The following is a 19,353-nucleotide window of genomic DNA, read 5'->3' on the forward strand; positions in this document are numbered from 1 at the left end:
ACTCGTAAACAGCCAGCAGCATTTTTTCCTGCACCGTCCTGCCAATCAAACAGCTCTTGCTGGGCGGAAACCAGCGGCCGGCCACCACCACTAGCCCACCTTCCCACTTTGCCTTGTATTCCAGTTGCAGCTGAAGCTCAAAGAAACCCATGTTGGATAGGGATCAGGCCAGATGCCGGTTCTTCACTATGCCGCCCACCTTCAGCTCTTTGACGAGGAAGGGGTGAAATCGTCGAGTGAGGTGAGCTTGTGCAATCAGAGAGCATTCTTGTGAGAGTTCATCCCAGAGCTCAGGTCTGCGAAGCCTTCGAACGTCCAACCTTGCCGGGCGCAGTAACGTTCGAGCAGCTGCTTTTGCCGCTCCAGCTCATCCTTCTGCTCGAAACGGGAGTGACGGGTGTAGGCGATGGTGCGACCTACCGCCTCCAGCGCATAGAATTGATCTGGCCGAAGCCGCGCAAGATCGTAGCGAGACTGTCCGCCAAACTGTGCGTTCATCGAAAAGAAGCTTGCCCTCGGGCTCTCAGCACCGCAGCGTCTGCAGTGCAACCCCCAGGAACTCGGCGGCCTCTTGAATGCTGACTAACTTGCGAGACATATATATCTTTGCGCAAGAAAGTGTAACTTAAATTGAAACTGCTCCAGCCCTCTTCTGCTTCGTTCAGAAATTCCATGCTTATTGTCTTCTGCTCATTTCTTTTATTAGCTATTTTATTAGCTAGAGTCAAAGCGTACTTACATTGAATAGGAAGAATGTCATAATTGTTTTTCTAGACATAAACTTCAGTCTTATGTCTTCTAGTCCTAATCTTATTGCCGGCGTTTTGTCTCCTATCTAAGAATCTATTGCCATAGTGTAATGTCATTCCTCTTGTCTTCCTAAGATGTCTGTTAAAACTTTATCAGATAATTTTTTCATATATGCTATAGACCTAATGTCTTTCTTTTCTTCCCTTCCATTACCGTTCCCTTTGGCAATCTTATGGCTCTCCTCTAATACTTTGTTCCACTACCGCTCAAGTGTCCTATTGCCACTTTCCTTCTTTTTAGAAAAGTCAAATAGTTTTATCTTTGTGATTGGAATTAAAAGAGTTTATCCACTTACCTTTTTAGAGAGGACTTCTAGGAGTAAGAGGTTGAGAACGCATTTCTTAGAAGGGTATTTTTAGAGATGGATTTTTAAAATAATGCCTAAAAGAACGATGCTTCCCATGAGTAATCCAAAATATTGGGCGAGGCGTTTATCGAGGTTTTCAATTTTTGATTCTAGTTTATCCATCCGCAGACTCAGTTGCATTTCAAGCCGCTGTTCTGCGTTAAAAGAGGCGGTTTTTTTATTTTCTTCAAGAAGAAAACCTTCGACAAGCGCTTCAGAGATAATCTCTGCTTGTTTTTGAGTCAAACCAGCTTCTTCTAGCCGCTTACGGAGCTTTAGGGTATCAAATGTAGAGGCCATTTTTTTCTTCTCCTTTTGTTGAATAAAAAGTTCGTCTTTAATATGGTTCTTTGCATCCTAAAAAAGAAAACTGGAAGTAAAAAGCTTAGTGAATGGGCTTTCAGTTTTTTATAAGCCAATTCTTAGGCTTAATAAAAAACTCTTTTGTTTGGTGCTTCGTCATTTTATTCAGAGAAACTGATCATTGACCTAAGTAGGGAAAAGGATATAAAAAGAAAAGATCTATAAGGGGGGGTGTCCTTTATGAATCTTTATTTGATTCGTCATGCAACAGCGGAACCAAAAGCGGATATGGATGCTCAGAGAAATTTGGTTTCTGAAGGTAAGGAAGAAGCAAAGATTGTAGGAAAAGGATTTAAAAAGCTTGGGATAAAACCTGATGTAATTTTCAGTAGCCCTTTAAACCGTGCCTTGCAAACGGCAAAGATTATAGCCCAGACATTGAAATTTGAGAACGAAGTGGTGATCATTCCTGAACTGGAGAATGGGCACTCCTCCTCTGAACTGCTGGAAGTGATTAAAAAATACGATAGCCAATCCTCTCTTTTTCTTGTTGGTCATATGCCAAGTCTTGCTGAATTTCTATCCGATTTTATTGGTGCCAGTAGACCTCAGGCTTTTCCTTTTGACAAAGGAGGAGTCGCTGCCATTCGATCTGAACAGCTTCGGCTAGGTATCTGGGAATTGAGATTTATGTTGCGTCAGAGTCAACTACGTAGATATTAAAAATTTTTTCTTTATAATCCCGAATCCTCCTTTGGGTTTACTCTCTACAGGCCTTTAAGCTAAAGATTCATAAAAAAGCAGAAAAGAAAATCAAAAGCTTATAGCAAACACATAGTGCCTATTAAATATCCTTTTACGGAGAAGGGATATGATAGAAAGAGCCGGTAGTTTTTCTTGTATGGTCTTTCTATCTAAACAAGCTGTTTTTTATTCGGTTAATTGGAGATTGTGCAGACTAGCTAAAAAATCAATTGCCGGTTAAGCGTCTTATGAATCGACTTAAAAAGAACATCTTTTTCTTCGGTTAGTAACTTATAGCTTATAGAAAGTAGGTTTTCTTTTTTTTGAGGTGTAAGGCATCTCAAAGCGCCAGGTCCAATGCATCTTCGAAAGATTTCAGCTCCAGCGATTTTAAATGCAAAAATTAGCTCAAAGCTCTCAGGCAACCTGTAATAGCTTAAAGTATAAAAAAAATGCTCCACTAATCCAGCTAGAAGAAGATGGGATAAAAGTAGGCCTATGTCGATTTCTGGTCTTCCGCAAATCATCGATTCAAAATCGGATATGCCAATACCGGTTCCCGTACGGATCCAGCTAAAGGGTAAAAAATTTCCATGAATCAGTGTTGGCCCTTGGTCTAAGTAGTGATACGCAGCCTGTTTCATTGCTGAATAAAATTTCCAGTCTGTAAGAAACTTTCGTTTAAACCAGTCGATACTTTCATTTTTTTTGCTATCCGAAAGCGATTTTTTTTGTTTCATGGGGATAACAAAAAGATTTCTCCAGTGGTACTTACGCATCGCTTGATTCTCGAACTTCAAAATCATTTTCTTTTTGTAAAAGGCAGAGTGTAGATAAGATAAAAAATCGAGGAGGGAACTTAGTTCGTTGACAGAGAAAGGCTCTTTTTCATAGATTGCTGAGCAATCTTTTTTCCCGAGCTCTGATAAGATGAGCAAATAGTTTGTTCGGTCTACATAAAGGAGAGAGGACACATAGCTTCTCAGTATGGGATCTTTGGAGCAAAGCGAATAAAACTCTGCTTCTTTGAGGATTCGACTCATAGGCGCTCGATTGGACGGACAACAATCAATCCATGGCCTGGATTGTTTTAAAAGGAATGTTCTATGTGAGGTTTCTACTCTGACAATTTTATCTATTCTATGTGCTGATTCAGTTGTTAAGGATAGAATCGATTCTTTAGGGTACAAAAATTGGATCGATTGTAAATAGGTTTCAACCTTCGGTTGCTTTGCTTCTAAAAAAAACAGTTCAGGAAAATTTTTTTCCCAATCTTCATAATCCTTGGGAACCCTTTTGTTTTTTCGGTTGGAAACAAACGGAGAGAAAATCATAAATTACTCTGCCTTTCTATATATGAGAGAATCCTTCGTTATTTCCTATTCCTTGTAATAGAAACTCTTCTATATTTTCCTAAGATTAGAAAAAGATTGCGCTTGCTGCCTAATCCTTATTCCTATTCCATTAGAGAGAATCACAGCTTTCTTAGAGAGAGAAGAACGGAAGCATAAAACCAATACTGCTGTCAATAAAAAATTGAAAAACTATAAAAGTTGTACAATCAATGAAACAATTTTTAAGATTTTAACAAAGATATGGCTTCGAATTTTCAATATAAAAGCATACATACTACAAAAAAAAGATTTTTTGTATTCTATCTTGTAATTGCTAATAACTTTGATTCATATTTTTCATTATGAAAGCTTATGAAAAATTTTTGGCTACAGCCATTCAACTTCGAACCTTGCCAGATGAAACCATCAATCTAGTCAACGAGCTTATTAAATCTATTGTCTCGTTACATCTTACAAATGACAAATTACAGAATCTGAATGTGGAGACGTTGGAGGATAAATCTCCAAAACCATCTTTGGATGTTTTATTAAAGGTGATTGAAGAAGCAGGAGAATCAGGAATTACTCTTGATGAGCTCTCTGATAAACTTCGTTGCCCAAAAGCTACCATAGAGAAAATGCTTACAGAGCATTCGCAGGATATTGAGTATGTTGGAAAAGAAAGGGTCGCAATGAAGAAATTCGTTCAGCCTGAAGCCCTTCCATCCTCTTTAAGACGCCGGAGTCGGCTGACTGTAGAAAAATTTATTGAAATTGTTAAAGAAGCTCCAATACATATCGATGACTTAGCCGCTAAGTTAGGAGTCAAATCGAGTTCCTTAAGGGTTTTTTTAAGCAGACATAGAAAGGAGTTAAAAAATATCCGACTTGAAAAATCTCACTTTAAATTTGTGGAGTCTTCTGGAAGAGGACAGGATAATATAAGAACAGAAAAAGTGATGGCTATACTGGCTGAAGCAGGAGGCAGAATTTCTAATAAAGATCTTGCCTTTAAACTTGGAAAAACTACTCGCCAAATTTCAAATTGGTGGACCTCTTTGATCCGAAGAAAAGCCAAGCAGCTGGAAAAGCTCGATTATGATCCTAAAGAACATATCTTCTTATTAAAGGCAGCAAACGAAAACTCTGAGTCTTCATAAGTATCACTTTCAGTTTTTTTGGCTAAATTTTCCTCTTGTTGGAGGCCATTTGCTTGAAAGAGCTGTGACGGCTCTTTTTTTAATGAGCGAGCCTATTTTACTGTTTGACTCGCTTCTTAATTATTTCACTAAGGGAGGAGGGATCAAAAACTGACACAGAAGGGTGGAAAGGAGAGGATGGCTCTTCTTTTATTTTTTTAAGCATTGTAATGGCCTCAGGCAGTGCAAACTGTTCTCCACCGATCCCTTCGATAAATTGACCGGCTAGGAGCTCTTCTCGCATTTCCATAAGCCTCAGGATGGGGAGCAACTGAGGCCATAGCCCATAATAAACTTTTTCTTTTTCGAGGAGTTTTTTAAAAAAAATACCGTACCGACGCAGCAACATTCTCAGAAGCTTTTCCGTTTTCTTTTCAGTTGGGAGAGCTGGCTCAGTAGTTTCTGATAATCTCAGTATAGATTTTTCTATACTCAGGTTATAGGTCTCAGCTGTCCATCTTCCCCAACTTGAAGAAAGAGCGAGTCTTAAAGAAAGAGAGAGTCTTTTCTTTTTAGAAAAAAAATGTCGTAACGCACTGACACAATCCGCTCTGACCAAACCGTATCCCACTAGTTCCTTAAGATCGCTTTCTATTTCCCATGGTGCCGCTTTACTTGCTCCCAACAATTCATCAAAGAAAAGCGCTCTTTTTTCAACGATCAGCTCATACAGTCTTTTTGCCCTAGAAGAAAGGGCTAAAGAATGAATATGCAGATAAGGCTGTTTTTTAAATACACAAGCCTGTGCTCTTTCTAAGAAGGCTATTGAACAGGAAGAATGGCTAAAAGAAGCACTCTTTCTATTGCTTTTCTTTTTGATCACCCAGACAATTCTTCCTGAAAGGCTTAATTGATCAAGCCAGGAAGGATCGTAATTTTCCATTCTAGAAGGCAGAATTTCTTTTTCCCATGATTCCAGAGGTGCAAAATAGCCTTCCAGAATTTTAAGAACTACAAAAAGTCCTTCTAGCCCGCAAGCTTTAGTGTCGGCTGTCAGTCGTTGCCACTGGTAAAGAAAACTTTGGTAAAGCTCAATAGCAACCGGTTGGATAGCACTCCTATAGTAGGCTCTAGAAAGCTTATGGAGTTGCGATAAGACCGAACGATGACACCATGCACTCTCCTTTGATCCTTTCTGAAAACGACCTCTAAAAACAACGCCTTGAGCCTCGAGTAATTGAAGCGCTGAGTCTACCTCTTCGACTGAGCGATTTAGTATAAGCGCAAGCCTTTTAGAACTCACTGGCCCTTCGTATTGAAGCCTTGCTTGCAGTAGTTTGGGTAAAGCGTCTGCTAGACTAATAGAAGAGCTCTCACCGGTCTTAGAGAAGTGTGTGGGGTAAAGAGCTGAAAAGCAGGAAAGCCACTGCTGAGCAAACCAAAGGTTGTGTCTGGTAGAAAGATGGATACAGAAAATCTTTCCTTCTTTGCGTAATGCTTCAGCCCATTCAGTCAGTCCATTGTCTTCGCATTGGCTCCATATTCTATCCTCGTTGGTTAGAAACCCAACAGAAGAAAGAAAATCAAAAAAGACTTCTTGATCATTTGGTTTTTGCCAATAGGAATCTATGAACTGTTTGATGGCTTGCTGAGGTAGCTGCGTACTGATCGTGAGTTCTTCTGGATCGTATGTAGTTTTAAAGGGAACCGAGCGGCTCCTCCGTTCTTCTAGTGGGGCAGGATCCAGATAGGTATAAGGAGCTGAGGAGAGTAAAGTGACTGCCGGAAAAGAAGGGTTGATGGACTCTCTATGAGTCAGGAGAACGGCTCCTTTCTCAATGGAAGCTAAAAGTTGTTCAAGCCCTCTACAGTCCAGAACCCCTTCCAAGCAATAGGCAAGGGTTTGTTCTACTAGAGGATGTTTAGGGATCGATCGGTTCCCAATAATATTTTCAAGGCAAGCCGTTGCCTCTGGAAAAATAAGAGAAAGGAGGTTTTCAGCTTCCATCTTTTGGACTAAAGGAGAAGAGAATTTGCCAGCTCTTATTTTGGGGATAGCAAGAGCGGTTGTGGCCGTCCATCGCCATCTGATTCCAAAAAAAGGCGCATCTATCAAAGCTTGACTAAGTAGTTCGCGAATCGAATGAGAAGAAAGAAAATGCATCAGATCTTTGAGAGGAAAACTGTGAATGGTCGTTAAGGATAACACTAATCCCTCTTCGGAAGCAGCAGCTTGTAGTTCAAAATTAAATTTTCTACAGAACCTTTTGCGCAAGGCTAGTCCCCATGCCCGATTCAATCTTAACCCTAAGGGAGAATGAATAACCAGCTGTGTGCCTTCGGTAGGATCAAAAAATCTTTCTAAAACAATGTTGTCAGCACTAGGGATTGTTCCAAGAGTAAGATTGGTCAGAAGAAAAAATCGAGCAAGCTCTTCAGCAGCTTCTTTAGAAATCCCAATAAGCTCTTCAAAATGTTTTGAGAGCGTCGTTGCTGTAGTCTGGTTCTGAAAAGATTGGAGGAACTCGGCTGCTTTTTTTCTTATCGTATCGATAGCCTGGTTTATCAAAGGACTCCTTGCCGGAGCTTCGCCTAGCCAAAAGGGAATCGTAGGATTCGATCCGGCAGCATCTTCGACCAGGACTTTCCCTCTTTTTACCTTTTTGATTTTCCATGGATGATTTCCAAGAAGGAATATGTCACCAATTAAGCTTTCTAAGGCGAAATCTTCGTTGACAGTTCCAATCCTTGTTTCGTCAGTCTCCAAAGCTACAATATAGTCTCCTGAATCCGGGATCGTACCTCCGGAAGTTAAGGCTTTTAGTTTTGCCCCTTTTTTGGCTCTAAGCCATCCGTTGGAATCAAAAAAAAGGAAGGCGCGTTGGCTCCCTCTTAAAGGATGAAAACCGTCGCAGAGTAATTGCGTAAGTTCATGAAACTTTTCAAAAGATAGGTTTCTGTAGGGATAAGCTTTTGAAAAAAGTGCATAGAGTTGTTTTTCCTCCCAAGGTTCAGCAGCCACTTCAGCTACTATCTGTTGCATCAGAACGTCAAGAGGAGCTTCTGGAAGATGGATAGATTCAATTTTACCCTGTTTTAAAGCATACAGAAGGGCAACACACTCGACTAGATCATGGATGTCCAATGGGAAAAGATGGCCATGAGGCAGGCGTTCGTTTTGTGGATTATGATTCGACCTGCCAATTCTTTGAATAAAAGAGGAAACCGATCGAGGAGAGCCCATCTGACAAACTCCTTCCACTGATCCAATGTCAATACCAAGTTCAAGAGACGCAGTAGCGACCAGAATGTTGAGCTTGCCTTCCTTAAATTTTTTTTCTGTGGCTTTTCGGGTCTCTTTAGAAAGACTGCCGTGATGGGTCCCGATCTTTTCTGGATCCATTAAAAGACCAAGATGATGAGCCATTTTTTCGGCTAATCTTCGAGTGTTAACGAATACAAGCATAGTGTGGTAGTGGTTGGTTAATTGGATAATCCGACGATAAATTTTATCCCAGCCTTCCTGCGGCATGACATGTCCAAGAGGAAGAAAAGGAAGTTCGAGCCTAGCGTCTAAGCTTGGGGGTATCCCTAGATCAATAATGTGGCAGGGAGCTGAAGGAGATAGAAAATGGCCAAGTGTTTCCATAGGACGCATGGTGGCGGATAATCCGATTCGCTGGATTTGTCTTTTGCAGACATGCTCTAGCCGTTCTAAAGAAAGAGAAAGATGAGCCCCTCGATTGTTGTCTGCAATCCAATGGAGTTCATCCACAATGACCGTTCGAACTGTTTGAAGGATTTTTCTCCCTGAACTACTAGTAAGCAGTAAATATAACGATTCAGGCGTAGTAACTAGTATGTGTGGGGGATGAAGGCGTTGTTTTGTTCTTTCATAGGAGGAACAATCGCCCGTTCTGACAGATATAGTTAAAGGAGTTAGGGATGGCTCTCCAGATTTCGTAAAATGGAGGATTTCAGACAAGGGTTTTCTTAAATTTGTTTCTATGTCGTTTCCAAGAGCCTTTAAGGGAGAAATATAAAGGAGGTAGACGCTTTCAGAAGGCGTAGAGAAAATGGTATTTTTCCAAATCTCATCAATAACTACAAGGAATGCCGCTAAAGTTTTTCCTGAGCCAGTCGGGGAAGATGCGACAACATTTTTCCCATCTCGAACAATAGGCCAAAGCGCTTTTTGAACAGGCGTGGGAACACCGTAGGTATGTTCAAACCATCGTTTGACCTGAGGTAAAAAAGTATGCAAACAATTTTCCATGATTGCTTAACATAATGTTTTTTAAGTTTCCTTAAAAAAGCTTTTAATTCCTTGGAAAATCGGCTCTTCTGAATTTAGAAAATTTTCTTTTTCTAAATTAAATTATAAATTGAATGTTTTTTTATGGGGGTAAAGTCGCTTCAATTTTTCATTCTCCTCTTTTTTTCTACAGCTACTTTTTCTCTAGCAGGTCCCTTTACAAAGGAAGAAAAGCTCATTCTTAAAACCGAACCTCCTTTTTCCGCCATTATGGCTCATCCTGAGGCTTATATTGGAACTCGATTGTTTGTCGGAGGAGTCATTGCTCAAGTTCAAAACCTACCCGATCGATCTTTGATGGAGGTTATCCATAAACCCCTATCCAAGAGCTTTAAGGTGCCTCTAACAACGGACTTGAGCTATGGAAGGTTTTTAGTCTCCACCAGAAAGTTTCTAGACCCTTCCATTTATACTAAAGGAAAAAGTGTAACTGTAATAGGAAGACTAAGCCGGGTGCAGCCAGGAATCATTGGAAAAAGACCCTATAAATACCCAGTAATTTCTGCTTCGCATATCCATCTTTGGGCAGATATATATTAAATATATCGATTTTTTTAATGTAATGCATTAATAGAAATAAGAATAAATTTTAAAGACTATTAATCACCTTAGTAATCCTAAGATATATTCCCAAAAATTTTTCAATAGTTTTGTTGGGTATCTTTCTTTATTAGAAAATGATCTTCTTTTACAATCTTCTAGTAGTAATGAAAAATGATGAGAAAAAAGATCCATCAAAAAAGGAATCTGGAAAAACCGGTTTTTATGTTTTTTTGATTCTTTTGTTACTTTCTCTTCTCTATTTTGGTTTGCTGTTTTTTTCAGCCGTCAATCAATCAAGCCCATATGAAAGAATGTTTCATAGGTAAAAGAACCGCCGATATCGATTTTTTCCCTCGGTAAATGGTAAGAAAAAAGTCGAAAGGATTATTCCTAAGAAGAAAATGTTGTGTTTCATCTGCAAGATGGAGATAATTGCATTGGAAAAACTTACATAGGTGAAAATCGCTTGGTTTAGTCCTTTACCTCCGAAAAAATCTGGGATTGCTGATTTCAGTCGTAATGTTCTGACTTATTTAAAGAAATTTTCCAAACTCATCTTATTTGTTGAAGATTATTGGCCAACGGAATCCTTGGCTAGGGATTGTCTGGTTTTCCAGTATGTTGAAAAGTCTCGGATCAATTGGAGGCTGTTGGAGCAAGTGGAAGCCTGTGATCTTGTCTTCTTTAACATGAGTAATGATTTTCGCTTTCATTCTTATGCTTACGAGTTGTTGTTGAGATATCCCGGGATAGTGATTCTGCACGATTACGTGCTGCAGTTCTTTTACGCTGGTTATTATTTAATCGAAAAAAGAAATTTTTCAGGCTACGTAGAAAAATTCAAAGAATTATACGCTTTGGATTTGATCACAACATACCCAGTAGCAGATGGACGTACGGTCATCTTGAATTTTTTAAAAAAAATTTATGTAGACCATTCCATCCTTTGGTACCCAATGAATGAAGAGATCATCTCAAAGGCATCTGCGCTGGTCGTCCATTCTGATTTTGCTCTTCAAAACATTAAAAAGAAGTTTTTATCGAAACTGGTCGTTAAAATTGATCTTCCTTATACGTTGCCTGAGGAGACTCTGGTTTCTTTACAGTCCAACCCGTATAGCTTTTCGGTGCCAAAGGATAGACCAAAACTCATCGCAGCTACTTTCGGCTATGTGCTACCTAACAAAGCCTATGAACTGGTGTTCAAGGTATTGCAATCGAATTCCATGCTGCAAAAGCATATGGAATACTGGATCGTTGGAGGGACATTCTTTTGGTATAATATTCACAGCCTTGCGAAAAAATATAAGCTGCAAGCCATTGTGAAGATTTTTGGATATCAAGAGCCTGAAAAAGTGCAGGAGATTCTATCATGCGTTGATCTTTGCATTGCCTTAAGGGATCCGACAATGGGAGAAACATCTAGTTCGTTGCTTAATCAAATGCTGTTGTCTAAGCCTGTGGTAGTTTTAAATGTAGGCTGGTATGCAGAGCTGCCCAATCCCTTCGTTTTCAAGCTTAATCCGGAGTCTGCTGAAAAAGAGTTGGAGGAAATCTTGAAAATGTCTCTTTTTAACCGATCTGAACTTATAAAAATGGGCAATAGGGCAAGGGAATATGTTTTAGCTCATCATACGCCAATGCATTATGCTCAAAAGCTGATGGAAGTGGGTCGACAGTTCAATGAAATGATTAATAAAAAAATTGATTGAATGACTGATTATCATCATTTCCGTGTCTGCCTTGCTGTGTTTTTTATATTATCTGCTGTGAAGCTTGGGTTAGGGGGATAAAACTATTATAGAGGCCTGATACCTTTCTGCTTTTTATAGTGCTTAAGGATATGCATCCTTATTAGCGTTGTAAGGCATGTATGGGATTGGCCGCCAACTATGAAAAATAGCATGGTCGCATCATTTACTAAAAGTAATGTAAGATTGATTTTATCCCTGCCATCTTATCATCTTGCTCCTTTACAGGCTTCATTTTACACTGACAAGCATTGCTTCTTTTGAAGGAGGATATCTGCAAAGAAATCACTAGTTAATTCCTCTGCTTATCTTCTGATATAATTGTAAACTTCATATTCTGTTTTGCTAAAATTACAGATAGGTTAGCTCTTTTTCTAAATCCTCTTTTTGCATTCAGACCCGATCCTTGTATTGCCTACCTAAATACGCTTTACATTGTCTTTTGTCTTTGCTACATCTCCACTGATTTTCGTTGTACATCCTCTGCCCGCCTTTTTTTACAAAAGCAGTCGTTTCCTACCTGCTTATCCTTCCTTTTGTCCTGTCTGGACTGTTATCATACATCTTTAAGAGCGCTGAGTTTCCTGGCATCGAGCTATAAGCTCGTAAAACGCCGATTTCTTAATTTTCTAGAGTTCAGGCTCGGACTGTTGGAATTTCTTTCCATCTGCTTGTGTAGCTAGGGGTTTTTCTTTCTGCTCGCAGCCGCCAATTTTCGCTGAACAGTTCCGTTCCTACCCTTAGGGCTGGCTTGCTTCTCCCCATGGACCAATCATCCAAAAGTTGGGAAAGAGTGCGTAATTTTTCTTCTTTTTCCTCTTTTCTCGACCAGAAAGCGAGCTGACGATTTTCTCTTGGCTGAAGATCGAAAAGAAGTACTCCTGATTTTGTATAGGTTCTGTTGGGTTTGTAAACGGACTGGAGAAGACTTTCTCCTTTGTCCAACAGAGTGATCGTATCTTCCACTGGCTCTATAAACCGAAGAGTTGCTGAGGTTACTTGCCCGGGAAAAGACCCATGCCTGACGAATACTGTCATGCTTCCAGCGGCCAGACCGAAGCGTCTGAGCTTTCCTCCGGCTTCATTCACAAAATTAGCCATAGCCGCTTGTAACTCGTCCAGTTGAAAAAGCGCTTTCCCAAAAGTCTGCGATGAAAGGATCTGCTTTGGCGGTTTGGCGTTTTCTTCGAAATCAAAACAGCTTATCCCTCTTAGTTCCCATACCGTTCGTTCTAGCATCACGGAGAATAGTTTTCTTATATGGAAAGGATCCGCATTCCTCAAGTCAAGGCCACTGTGGATCTTAAGTTCTTTTAGTTTTGCAGCTAGCCTGTGGCCTATCCCCCAGACATCTTCTACATCTATGGTGCTCAACGCTGCGATTATTTGATCCTCGTTAGAAAGAAAATTGACTCCCCGCAGATTATCCGTTTTTTTTGCAATTTTTGAAGCGACTTTCGCCAGCGTTTTCGTAGGCCCAATGCCTATGGTGACGGGAATGCCAGTCCACCTCCAGATTTTTTTTCTTAATTCTCTTGCATCCTCATAGGGTGAAGGGCTATCCGTTAGATCCACCCAGGCCTCGTCGATACTGTATACTTCTACCAAAGGAGCGGAGGCTTCGACAAGCTCCATGACCCTGCTACTGATGTCCCCATAGAGAGTGTAGTTGCTCGAAAGAGCTATCAGCTTATGGGATTGAAAAAACTCTTTCCACTGAAAAAAAGGAGCTCCCATCGGAATCCCCAGGGCCTTAGCTTCTTTAGATCTGGAGACAACGCAGCCGTCGTTATTTGAAAGCACAACCACCGGTTTGCCTTCCAGAGAAGGATTAAACAGCCGCTCGCAGGAAACATAAAAGTTATCGCAGTCGATGAGGCCAAATCTTTTTTGCTTGTTCATGCTAACCAACCTTGTGAATGATGGCGGTAACCACCCCCCAGATCACTAGCTCTATTTCCTCTTTTATTTCCATAGAAAAAGCTTTGCTTTCTTGATGGTGCGGCACCGATAGTAGCCAAGCTCTACCTCCTTCTATCCGCAGCTTCTTAACTGCTAGCTCTCCATTGATAGCTGCTACCACAATCGATCCGTTTTTCGGTGTTTCAGCTCTGTCGACTACCAGAATGTCGCCGTTTCGAATTCCTTCTCCTTCCATCGAGTATCCACTGGCTCTGACAAAAAAAGTAGACGAGGGCCGTTTAACCAGAAGTTCGTCTAGACTCAAACTTTTTTCTAAATAATCGTCACCCGGATTGGGAAAGCCGGCAGCAACCAGGCTACCATAAAGAGGATATTCCCAAGGCCTTTCTTCTTTTTTTAATCTGTAAAACACAGCGACTTTTTCTTCCGATAGAAAAGCCAAGGCTGGTCGATTCTCAGTCGATAGCCCTTCAAGAGGATAAGAAGAAAGCTTGGCAGTGGAAAAAGCTTCAAGCTGCTTGTCACAAAGCTCGTTCCTTTCCAAATAGCGATCTTCAAGTTTTTCTTTCATAAGGAATGAAAAAATATAAAACGAACTTCTTAAACGAAGAAGAGAAAAGAGACGAATTTCAAGCCTCTTTTAAAGTGGCTAAGTGGTGCAGTATGATGTTCGTTTGATTAGACCGATAAAGTTCCCAACATTATTTGATTAAGTTGGCTGATTAGTAGTCTGAAATTATTGATCGGGCTATTTAAAGCAGAAAAAAATCTTACTATACATAACTCAACCTTAAGGAATACCAAAGTCCCAAAGACCTGAAGGAAAGCTAGTGATAAGGAATGCAATTTCAAAAATGTGAGGGCAAAAATATTGATCAAGTTGATTATGATGGAGGACTCCTTGATTGAAAAATCAGAACGGTTTTTGCTGACTGTAGACCTTAAAAATCAACATAGTAAAAGAAAAAGATTTCCTTGAATTGAATTAATTTGGTGGCTTTCGCACGGAAATCCGAGGAGTTCAATAAGTGTATCTTGCCCAAAAGAGTTTGTAGGACACACGACTATAAATCAACCGTACTATGTCCATTTTTTTCAGTTCGAAATGATATGAAACAAAACTTAAACATTGGTCATGGGAGATCAGTAAGAATCTTGCCAACTGAAGAAATGGGATTTGACATAATTCCTATCCTCACAGGTCTTGATAAACTACGAGAATGATACAACCAATGCGATGGTGTTCATGAAATTCAAAATCTAAACAATTTGATGAATACAATATAAATACTGCGAAGAATGTTTTTATACAAAATGTTTTAAAGTAGGAATGATTAAAACACCCAAACATTCTTAATAAAGTTCATGGTTTTTATTCTGCCGAAGGGTACCGATATGCATACTTGTCTTGTTTTTCAGGGAAAAATATGAATCTTGGGTATGAGATCAGGAAAAAGAATAATTGTTTCGAATTACTAGCCTATAATCCTCGAATGGAAATCTGCAGGACTGTTTCGTTCATCTGCACTTTTGTTCTGAAATTTTTGTAAACTATTAATGCTTAGTAATGAAACATTTTCATAATTTCTTAGGCCGGGTTATAATAGGGGATAGAAAAGGGCTTGAACAGTTTCAATTTAAGTTGCACTTTCTTGTGCAAAGCTATATACATAGCATGTCTGACAAGCTAGTCAGCATTCAAGAGGCCGCCGAGTTCCTTGGGGGTCGCGCCGCAAGCACTGCAGCGCTGGGAGTGCGAGGGCAAGCTTCTTCCCGATGAACGCACGGCTGGCGGACAGCGTCGCTACGACCTTGCGCGGCGTCGGCCAGGAATCTCATGACGTATGGATTGGCCGCACTAAGCGGCTCTATGGCGAGGGCTGGCCGAATGTGAAGCTGTCGAGAGGAAGGCTCTGGCTCGGGCCGCAAGGCCCGAGAGAAACAGGCCTCGTTATTGAATGTGTCGTCGATCCTGGATAATGAAAAAAAAACACCAAGTTTGGCAACACGAATACCAAAATGGGAAATGAGACAAATAAGCGAAAGAGGAAAATTATAATTTATTTTAACACGCTAATTTTTGTTTTTGATTAACAAACTTCTCATTTTATGTATATTCTCTTGGTTTTAAGCCTACCTATGAGGGAGTATGCTGGTAAACCGTTAAACCGTGCATTTTCCTAAGTCTACAAATTAATTTATCTTCCCCTTTTTGATAGTTCACATATTTTGGATTAGCGCAATAATCCGTTCGTCAAAGGCTTCAGCCTTAGAAATCAAGTCTGTAAGTTTATGATATTGACAAAGATGAGAGAGGCGATGAAAAAAGACATCAACGGTTTTATCAAGATTCTGGCGAATAAGAAGTTTACTAGGCAAATCGATGGCAAGAGTGGAAGACTGGAGCATTAGTTCTGTTCCTGCTAAGGGATTCCCAAAGACAATGACAACAGTCGGTGGTAGTTCTAAACCAACCTCTTTTGCAGCTTGACTATGATCATACGTAGCAAAAAGCCAAAAACCTTCAGTCATCAATGCGCTTTTCAACCGCAAAATTGTATCTAAAAATTTATACGGTGAAGAATATCGTACTATTCCTTCAGGTAAGGGTTCAGGCATACCTTCTCCATCTATTTATTAAAATTTCGAAAATTATCGGTAGCCATGTATAATGCACTCTTAATCTAATTTTGTGCAGATTGTCAAATCTGAAGCCGTCACGAAATCACTATCAAAACCTTTCTTTATCTTTTGTTTCTTATGGTTCTGTCACATTCAGTTTAAACAGGCATAAAGCTTCATGCTCAATAACCATCAAGGCTTTTTTCGATTTGTTCTTTTTCTTTCCCATCCGTAACGGGGATAGAATAACGCTAAAAACACCATCATATCCTGAACCAAGCCATTTTTTGCTCTCTCCAGAATAGACTGCCACCATTTAACGTTTCTCAACCGCTAACGCCACTTCCAGATTTTCGAACTTAAGCTCGTCTACCAACACCGGTGCCCTACATCAATGGCCTCAAAATCTGGGCTCGAGAACAGGAACAGAAGCTTCGACTTGGAGCCATTTAGTCTGGAATTGAATTTGGTGATAAGTTTCAAAACTGCCTAAAACCGATAGATCGCCTGTTTCACAAGTTTAGCAACTGGCAATCCATTTCCACTCTAGAAATTGCGCGATATATGGTCCAAACCCTTAAGTTTTCCTCTGGCTCTATGATTAAGGACTTCCCGAGACATCCGTTCAAAGAAAACTGATAGTGTCGTTTCTTCTCCAGCCAATTCGTTTTAGGTCTAATTTTTAACCATTCTTTCTTTACCAATGCCTTAAACAGAGGATAGAAGATGGAAAAAATCTTTCTATTTATTTTCATTCTCATAAACTTTGAGTCTCCGTATCTTTAAAAAGTTAGAACCCTTACTCCTTGATCTATCCGCTGATTGATCTCCACAGCGCCTTTTACAAGCCTTGCAGGGAGCATTTGACCGACAGGAACTCCAAAAGCTTCTAAAGAAACTTCACAGGCAGCAATATCGACTCCAATCTGACGAAGATGGCTAAACATTTCTGAAAATATTGGCGAAGATTTCTGATTGGCACGAAGTAGCTCAACCCCAGGACCTAAAAGAAGCAATTCAACTTTTGTATCCTTTTGTTGGGCTAAAACCTGTGTCATGTGGAATAAAGAATTTACACGCGGGAAAGCCTCTTTCCCTATTGTAATTACAACAAGAATAGATTTCATTCACGATTCACCATGTTTTTGGACAATAATCCTATTCAACGATTGCCCATGTAGTTTTACAAGATTTTTTGTCTTTAAATTAATCAACTCTCTCTCATTTCTACAAAATAAGAAAATTTTGTTTTTCTTTATTTCTTCTGCTCTCAGAAAAGTTATTCGATTGATTTTTTTCGATTTTGGCACCTATGACTTTATCCCAATGATGAACTAGATGAGCAGACCGACAACAGTACTTATTCAAAAGGAATTTATAACACGGGTTTCTTGCCTTCATCCAAAACTAGATTGGAACAGTCCATAATCCCGGTTTGCCAAGTTACGCTGAGTCTTTAGAACCGATGAGCCACCAACCGGTAGTCAACAATCCTGCATCTGAAGATAGAGCTTATACCGGCTTTCTCCAACTTATTTAGAGATTAAAACTTGGAGAAATCAACAGCTTTGGAAGAACACATTTGTCTATTATGGATGAAATGCGGTGCTTTTTGCAATTGTATCCATGCCGGATCGCACTAATGACTACGGGAAATAGTCGCTGGGTTACTTTTTGAGTGTATGGGACTATGACATGAAATTCTAATAGATAACTCTGTACAAGAAAATGATATGAATAAAAAATGATAAACTCGATAATGGAGTAAGTATGACTTCTTTAAAGAAGTTTGTTAAAAAGGAAGAAAGAGCAAAGAATAAATCTTTTTTAATTTCTTTATGTCAGTAAACTCTTTAAGAGTTTATTAATTGAAAAGATAAAATATCGTTTCTGTGAAAAAAAAGGCTTTTTTCTTTTTTATCGTATTTATTTTATTAAGCAACCTTACTCCAGATTCCTTTGGTGCTACAGTTGAGGTATCTCGTGATTCTCCTGCTCTTGCTTTATCTTACCAACGACTAAGCCGACCGCAATTTCGGCTGGGTAAAAGATTGGTCCATTTATTAAAGATTAAAGCCGGAGAGCAAGTATTGGATATTGGATGTGGTTCTGGAGAATTAACCGCATATACAGCACAGTTTGTTAAGCCCAAAGGGTGGGTGCTCGGGATAGATCCCTCACCGTATCGAATCAAATTAGCAAACCAAAAAAGGGATAAAAACCTTTCCTTTAGGATTGGTGGTTCAGATGATTTATCCAGTCTTCCCTCCAATTTTTATGATGTCGTTTATCTCAATTATGTCTTCCACTGGATATTTGATAAAAAGCGGGCATTAGAAGAAATGTTTCGAATTCTTAAGCCTGGTGGTAGATTAGGCTTATGCACTGGAGATAAGGAACAACATTCTAAAAATTTCAAAATTCTTAGTGAATCAATTCAAGCAGTGCTTGGTTCAACAGCCTCAAAAGACCTTGTTGTGCCTTATCATATAAGTAAGGAAGAACTCCATAATTTAGTCATCAAAAGTGGCTTTGTCATCGACTCTCTAATGGTTGAGGAGAAAACCAATTATGTAAAATCTCCAAAAGAAGTTATCGAATTTCTGGAAGCAAGCGATTTTGGTAATTTTTTAGCTGGAATTACTGAAGAGAAAAGACAGCGAATTTTGTCTTTGTTTAAACAGAAGCTATCAGAAACAATGACTTCTCAGGGAATACCAATGAAATATCGAACCCTCATTCTAATTGGACATAAGCCTAAAACAGTTTCCTCAAAAGTTTTTTTTAAAAAAAGATTTAAAGAGCTAATAACTTTTTTGTAAGAGTCAAGCCATATTCTTGAAAAGACATAACTTCCTCATCAAATAGATGCATGTTTTTCTATTTTAGCGGCGCAATCAAAGATTCCCTAAAGATAGGCACTAAATCTGACAGGTTTTTTAGGTTTTAAAATCCCTTCTTAGTTAGTCTCTTTGAAGGAGAAAGCCCGGAGGAGCTCGATTTAGTTTGGCTATAGCCCGAGACCGGCGGGTACAGAATCGCCAGAGATCCTTTTTGGGGTGGGCAATAGCCAATGGCTCTTCCAATTGCCCACCATGAATTCCCTAGGAAATCTGCAGGATTTGGAAACGGTCCAGACGGTAGTGGAGGACTTAAAGAGAAGCGCTTTGGGCTAGCGCCGGATGGTCTTTGCTCGGGGACCGGGGGATGGTCAGTAGGGCCAACCTGGGCTTTCTTTGGAGCCAGGGCCATGGGTTTTTGGTGGGACTTTAGGCGGCGGAGGAGCCCGGAGGTCCTAGAGTACCTCGGCCCGAGCACAAGCTCTTCTCCTGGCAGCCCTTCTCTTTCGGAAAGTAAAGACCGAGGCATGCCCGAGGTTCCGGGAGGACTTCCCGAGGCAGAGGATCTTTGTAGTCGAGAGTGCTCTAGCGGCTGGCTTACGAGCAAGCGATGCAAGAGGCAGCTGTAGCTAAGATTCGGGCAAAAGCTCTCAAGAAGCTTGCTAAGCGGGTAGAAAACGCAA

At 40.0% G+C, this 19,353-nt stretch carries 16 protein-coding genes; 7 read left to right on the forward strand and 9 right to left on the reverse strand.

The genetic code is table 11. The annotated features are described in order from the left end of the window. Positions 1 to 255: 255 nt before the first annotated feature. Positions 256 to 498, reverse strand: coding sequence for a recombinase family protein (locus A7Q09_RS04815; RefSeq protein WP_134390165.1), 243 nt, complete (start codon positions 496 to 498; stop codon positions 256 to 258). Between the two features lie 667 nt (positions 499 to 1,165). Next, a complete protein-coding gene (locus A7Q09_RS04820; protein WP_134390166.1) occupies positions 1,166 to 1,456 on the reverse strand; it encodes a DUF1640 domain-containing protein in 291 nt (96 codons plus the stop codon). Positions 1,457 to 1,699: 243 nt separating this feature from the next. Between A7Q09_RS04820 and sixA the strand changes: the two genes are divergently transcribed. Continuing rightward, positions 1,700 to 2,182, forward strand: a complete 483-nt coding sequence (gene sixA / locus A7Q09_RS04825) for a phosphohistidine phosphatase SixA (protein ID WP_134390167.1) — start codon at positions 1,700 to 1,702, stop codon at positions 2,180 to 2,182. Between the two features lie 239 nt (positions 2,183 to 2,421). Here the strand turns inward: sixA and A7Q09_RS04830 are convergent, their stop codons facing one another. Next, entirely contained in the window at positions 2,422 to 3,537 is a 1,116-nt protein-coding gene (locus tag A7Q09_RS04830) for a methylthioribose kinase (protein ID WP_134390168.1), read from the reverse strand. Between the two features lie 362 nt (positions 3,538 to 3,899). Here A7Q09_RS04830 and A7Q09_RS04835 point away from each other — a divergent pair, with 362 nt between their 5' ends. Continuing rightward, on the forward strand, positions 3,900 to 4,697 hold the full coding sequence (locus tag A7Q09_RS04835; RefSeq protein ID WP_134390169.1) for a hypothetical protein: 798 nt from the start codon (positions 3,900 to 3,902) through the stop codon (positions 4,695 to 4,697). Between the two features lie 97 nt (positions 4,698 to 4,794). Here A7Q09_RS04835 and A7Q09_RS04840 read toward each other — a convergent pair whose 3' ends face one another. Beyond that, positions 4,795 to 8,940: a DEAD/DEAH box helicase gene (locus A7Q09_RS04840; protein WP_208526683.1), complete on the reverse strand. Its 4,146-nt coding sequence runs from the start codon at positions 8,938 to 8,940 to the stop codon at positions 4,795 to 4,797. A 135-nt stretch (positions 8,941 to 9,075) separates the two neighbouring features. On the opposite strand from A7Q09_RS04840, the gene A7Q09_RS04845 reads away from it, so the two are divergent. The 3 genes from A7Q09_RS04845 to A7Q09_RS04855 all read left to right on the forward strand — a co-directional run bounded on the left by A7Q09_RS04845 (position 9,076) and on the right by A7Q09_RS04855 (position 11,246). Then, positions 9,076 to 9,531 carry a Slp family lipoprotein gene (locus tag A7Q09_RS04845; RefSeq protein WP_134390171.1) on the forward strand — a complete coding sequence of 152 codons (456 nt, stop codon included), beginning with the start codon at positions 9,076 to 9,078 and terminating at the stop codon, positions 9,529 to 9,531. Between the two features lie 167 nt (positions 9,532 to 9,698). Then, positions 9,699 to 9,860, forward strand: a complete 162-nt coding sequence (locus A7Q09_RS04850) for a hypothetical protein (protein WP_208526684.1) — start codon at positions 9,699 to 9,701, stop codon at positions 9,858 to 9,860. 129 nt (positions 9,861 to 9,989) lie between these two features. Then, positions 9,990 to 11,246, forward strand: coding sequence for a glycosyltransferase (locus A7Q09_RS04855; RefSeq protein ID WP_134390173.1), 1,257 nt, complete (start codon positions 9,990 to 9,992; stop codon positions 11,244 to 11,246). 675 nt (positions 11,247 to 11,921) lie between these two features. Here the strand turns inward: A7Q09_RS04855 and A7Q09_RS04860 are convergent. Together A7Q09_RS04860 and A7Q09_RS04865 are read right to left on the reverse strand one after the other, a co-directional pair. Then, entirely contained in the window at positions 11,922 to 13,187 is a 1,266-nt protein-coding gene (locus A7Q09_RS04860) for a Y-family DNA polymerase (protein ID WP_134390174.1), read from the reverse strand. Position 13,188: 1 nt separating this feature from the next. Beyond that, the gene (locus A7Q09_RS04865; protein WP_134390175.1) at positions 13,189 to 13,779 is read right to left on the reverse strand and encodes a LexA family transcriptional regulator; all 591 of its coding nucleotides are present in this window, start codon (positions 13,777 to 13,779) and stop codon (positions 13,189 to 13,191) included. A gap of 1,147 nt (positions 13,780 to 14,926) precedes the next feature. On the opposite strand from A7Q09_RS04865, the gene A7Q09_RS11265 reads away from it, so the two are divergent. After that, a complete protein-coding gene (locus tag A7Q09_RS11265; protein ID WP_208526685.1) occupies positions 14,927 to 15,049 on the forward strand; it encodes a MerR family DNA-binding transcriptional regulator in 123 nt (40 codons plus the stop codon). 379 nt (positions 15,050 to 15,428) lie between these two features. Here A7Q09_RS11265 and A7Q09_RS04875 read toward each other — a convergent pair whose 3' ends face one another. From A7Q09_RS04875 to A7Q09_RS04880, 3 genes are all read right to left on the reverse strand, one after another. Beyond that, complete coding sequence (locus tag A7Q09_RS04875; protein ID WP_134390176.1) at positions 15,429 to 15,827, reverse strand: DUF302 domain-containing protein; 399 nt, start codon at positions 15,825 to 15,827, stop codon at positions 15,429 to 15,431. Between the two features lie 139 nt (positions 15,828 to 15,966). Beyond that, the gene (locus A7Q09_RS10455) at positions 15,967 to 16,146 is read right to left on the reverse strand and encodes a hypothetical protein (RefSeq protein ID WP_166791928.1); all 180 of its coding nucleotides are present in this window, start codon (positions 16,144 to 16,146) and stop codon (positions 15,967 to 15,969) included. A 466-nt stretch (positions 16,147 to 16,612) separates the two neighbouring features. Beyond that, on the reverse strand, positions 16,613 to 16,957 hold the full coding sequence (locus A7Q09_RS04880) for a DsrE family protein (RefSeq protein WP_134390177.1): 345 nt from the start codon (positions 16,955 to 16,957) through the stop codon (positions 16,613 to 16,615). Positions 16,958 to 17,722: 765 nt separating this feature from the next. Between A7Q09_RS04880 and A7Q09_RS04885 the strand changes: the two genes are divergently transcribed. Then, positions 17,723 to 18,652 (forward strand): class I SAM-dependent methyltransferase, encoded by a 930-nt coding sequence (locus tag A7Q09_RS04885; protein WP_134390178.1) that lies wholly within the window; start codon positions 17,723 to 17,725, stop codon positions 18,650 to 18,652. Positions 18,653 to 19,353: the final 701 nt, after the last annotated feature.

The organism is Methylacidiphilum sp. Yel (assembly GCF_004421185.1).
Classification (GTDB): domain Bacteria; phylum Verrucomicrobiota; class Verrucomicrobiia; order Methylacidiphilales; family Methylacidiphilaceae; genus Methylacidiphilum.

Coding starts and splice junctions, on each gene's coding strand:
- A7Q09_RS04845 (WP_134390171.1), top strand. CDS start 9,076: ATGGGGGTAAAGTCGCTTCAATTTTTCATTCTCCTCTTTTTTTCTACA.
- A7Q09_RS04835 (WP_134390169.1), top strand. CDS start 3,900: ATGAAAGCTTATGAAAAATTTTTGGCTACAGCCATTCAACTTCGAACC.
- A7Q09_RS04860 (WP_134390174.1), bottom strand. CDS start 13,187: ATGAACAAGCAAAAAAGATTTGGCCTCATCGACTGCGATAACTTTTAT.
- A7Q09_RS04820 (WP_134390166.1), bottom strand. CDS start 1,456: ATGGCCTCTACATTTGATACCCTAAAGCTCCGTAAGCGGCTAGAAGAA.
- A7Q09_RS04830 (WP_134390168.1), bottom strand. CDS start 3,537: ATGATTTTCTCTCCGTTTGTTTCCAACCGAAAAAACAAAAGGGTTCCC.
- A7Q09_RS10455 (WP_166791928.1), bottom strand. CDS start 16,146: ATGGTGGCAGTCTATTCTGGAGAGAGCAAAAAATGGCTTGGTTCAGGA.
- A7Q09_RS04865 (WP_134390175.1), bottom strand. CDS start 13,779: ATGAAAGAAAAACTTGAAGATCGCTATTTGGAAAGGAACGAGCTTTGT.
- sixA (WP_134390167.1), top strand. CDS start 1,700: ATGAATCTTTATTTGATTCGTCATGCAACAGCGGAACCAAAAGCGGAT.
- A7Q09_RS04850 (WP_208526684.1), top strand. CDS start 9,699: ATGAAAAATGATGAGAAAAAAGATCCATCAAAAAAGGAATCTGGAAAA.
- A7Q09_RS04880 (WP_134390177.1), bottom strand. CDS start 16,957: ATGAAATCTATTCTTGTTGTAATTACAATAGGGAAAGAGGCTTTCCCG.
- A7Q09_RS04875 (WP_134390176.1), bottom strand. CDS start 15,827: ATGCCTGAACCCTTACCTGAAGGAATAGTACGATATTCTTCACCGTAT.
- A7Q09_RS04815 (WP_134390165.1), bottom strand. CDS start 498: ATGAACGCACAGTTTGGCGGACAGTCTCGCTACGATCTTGCGCGGCTT.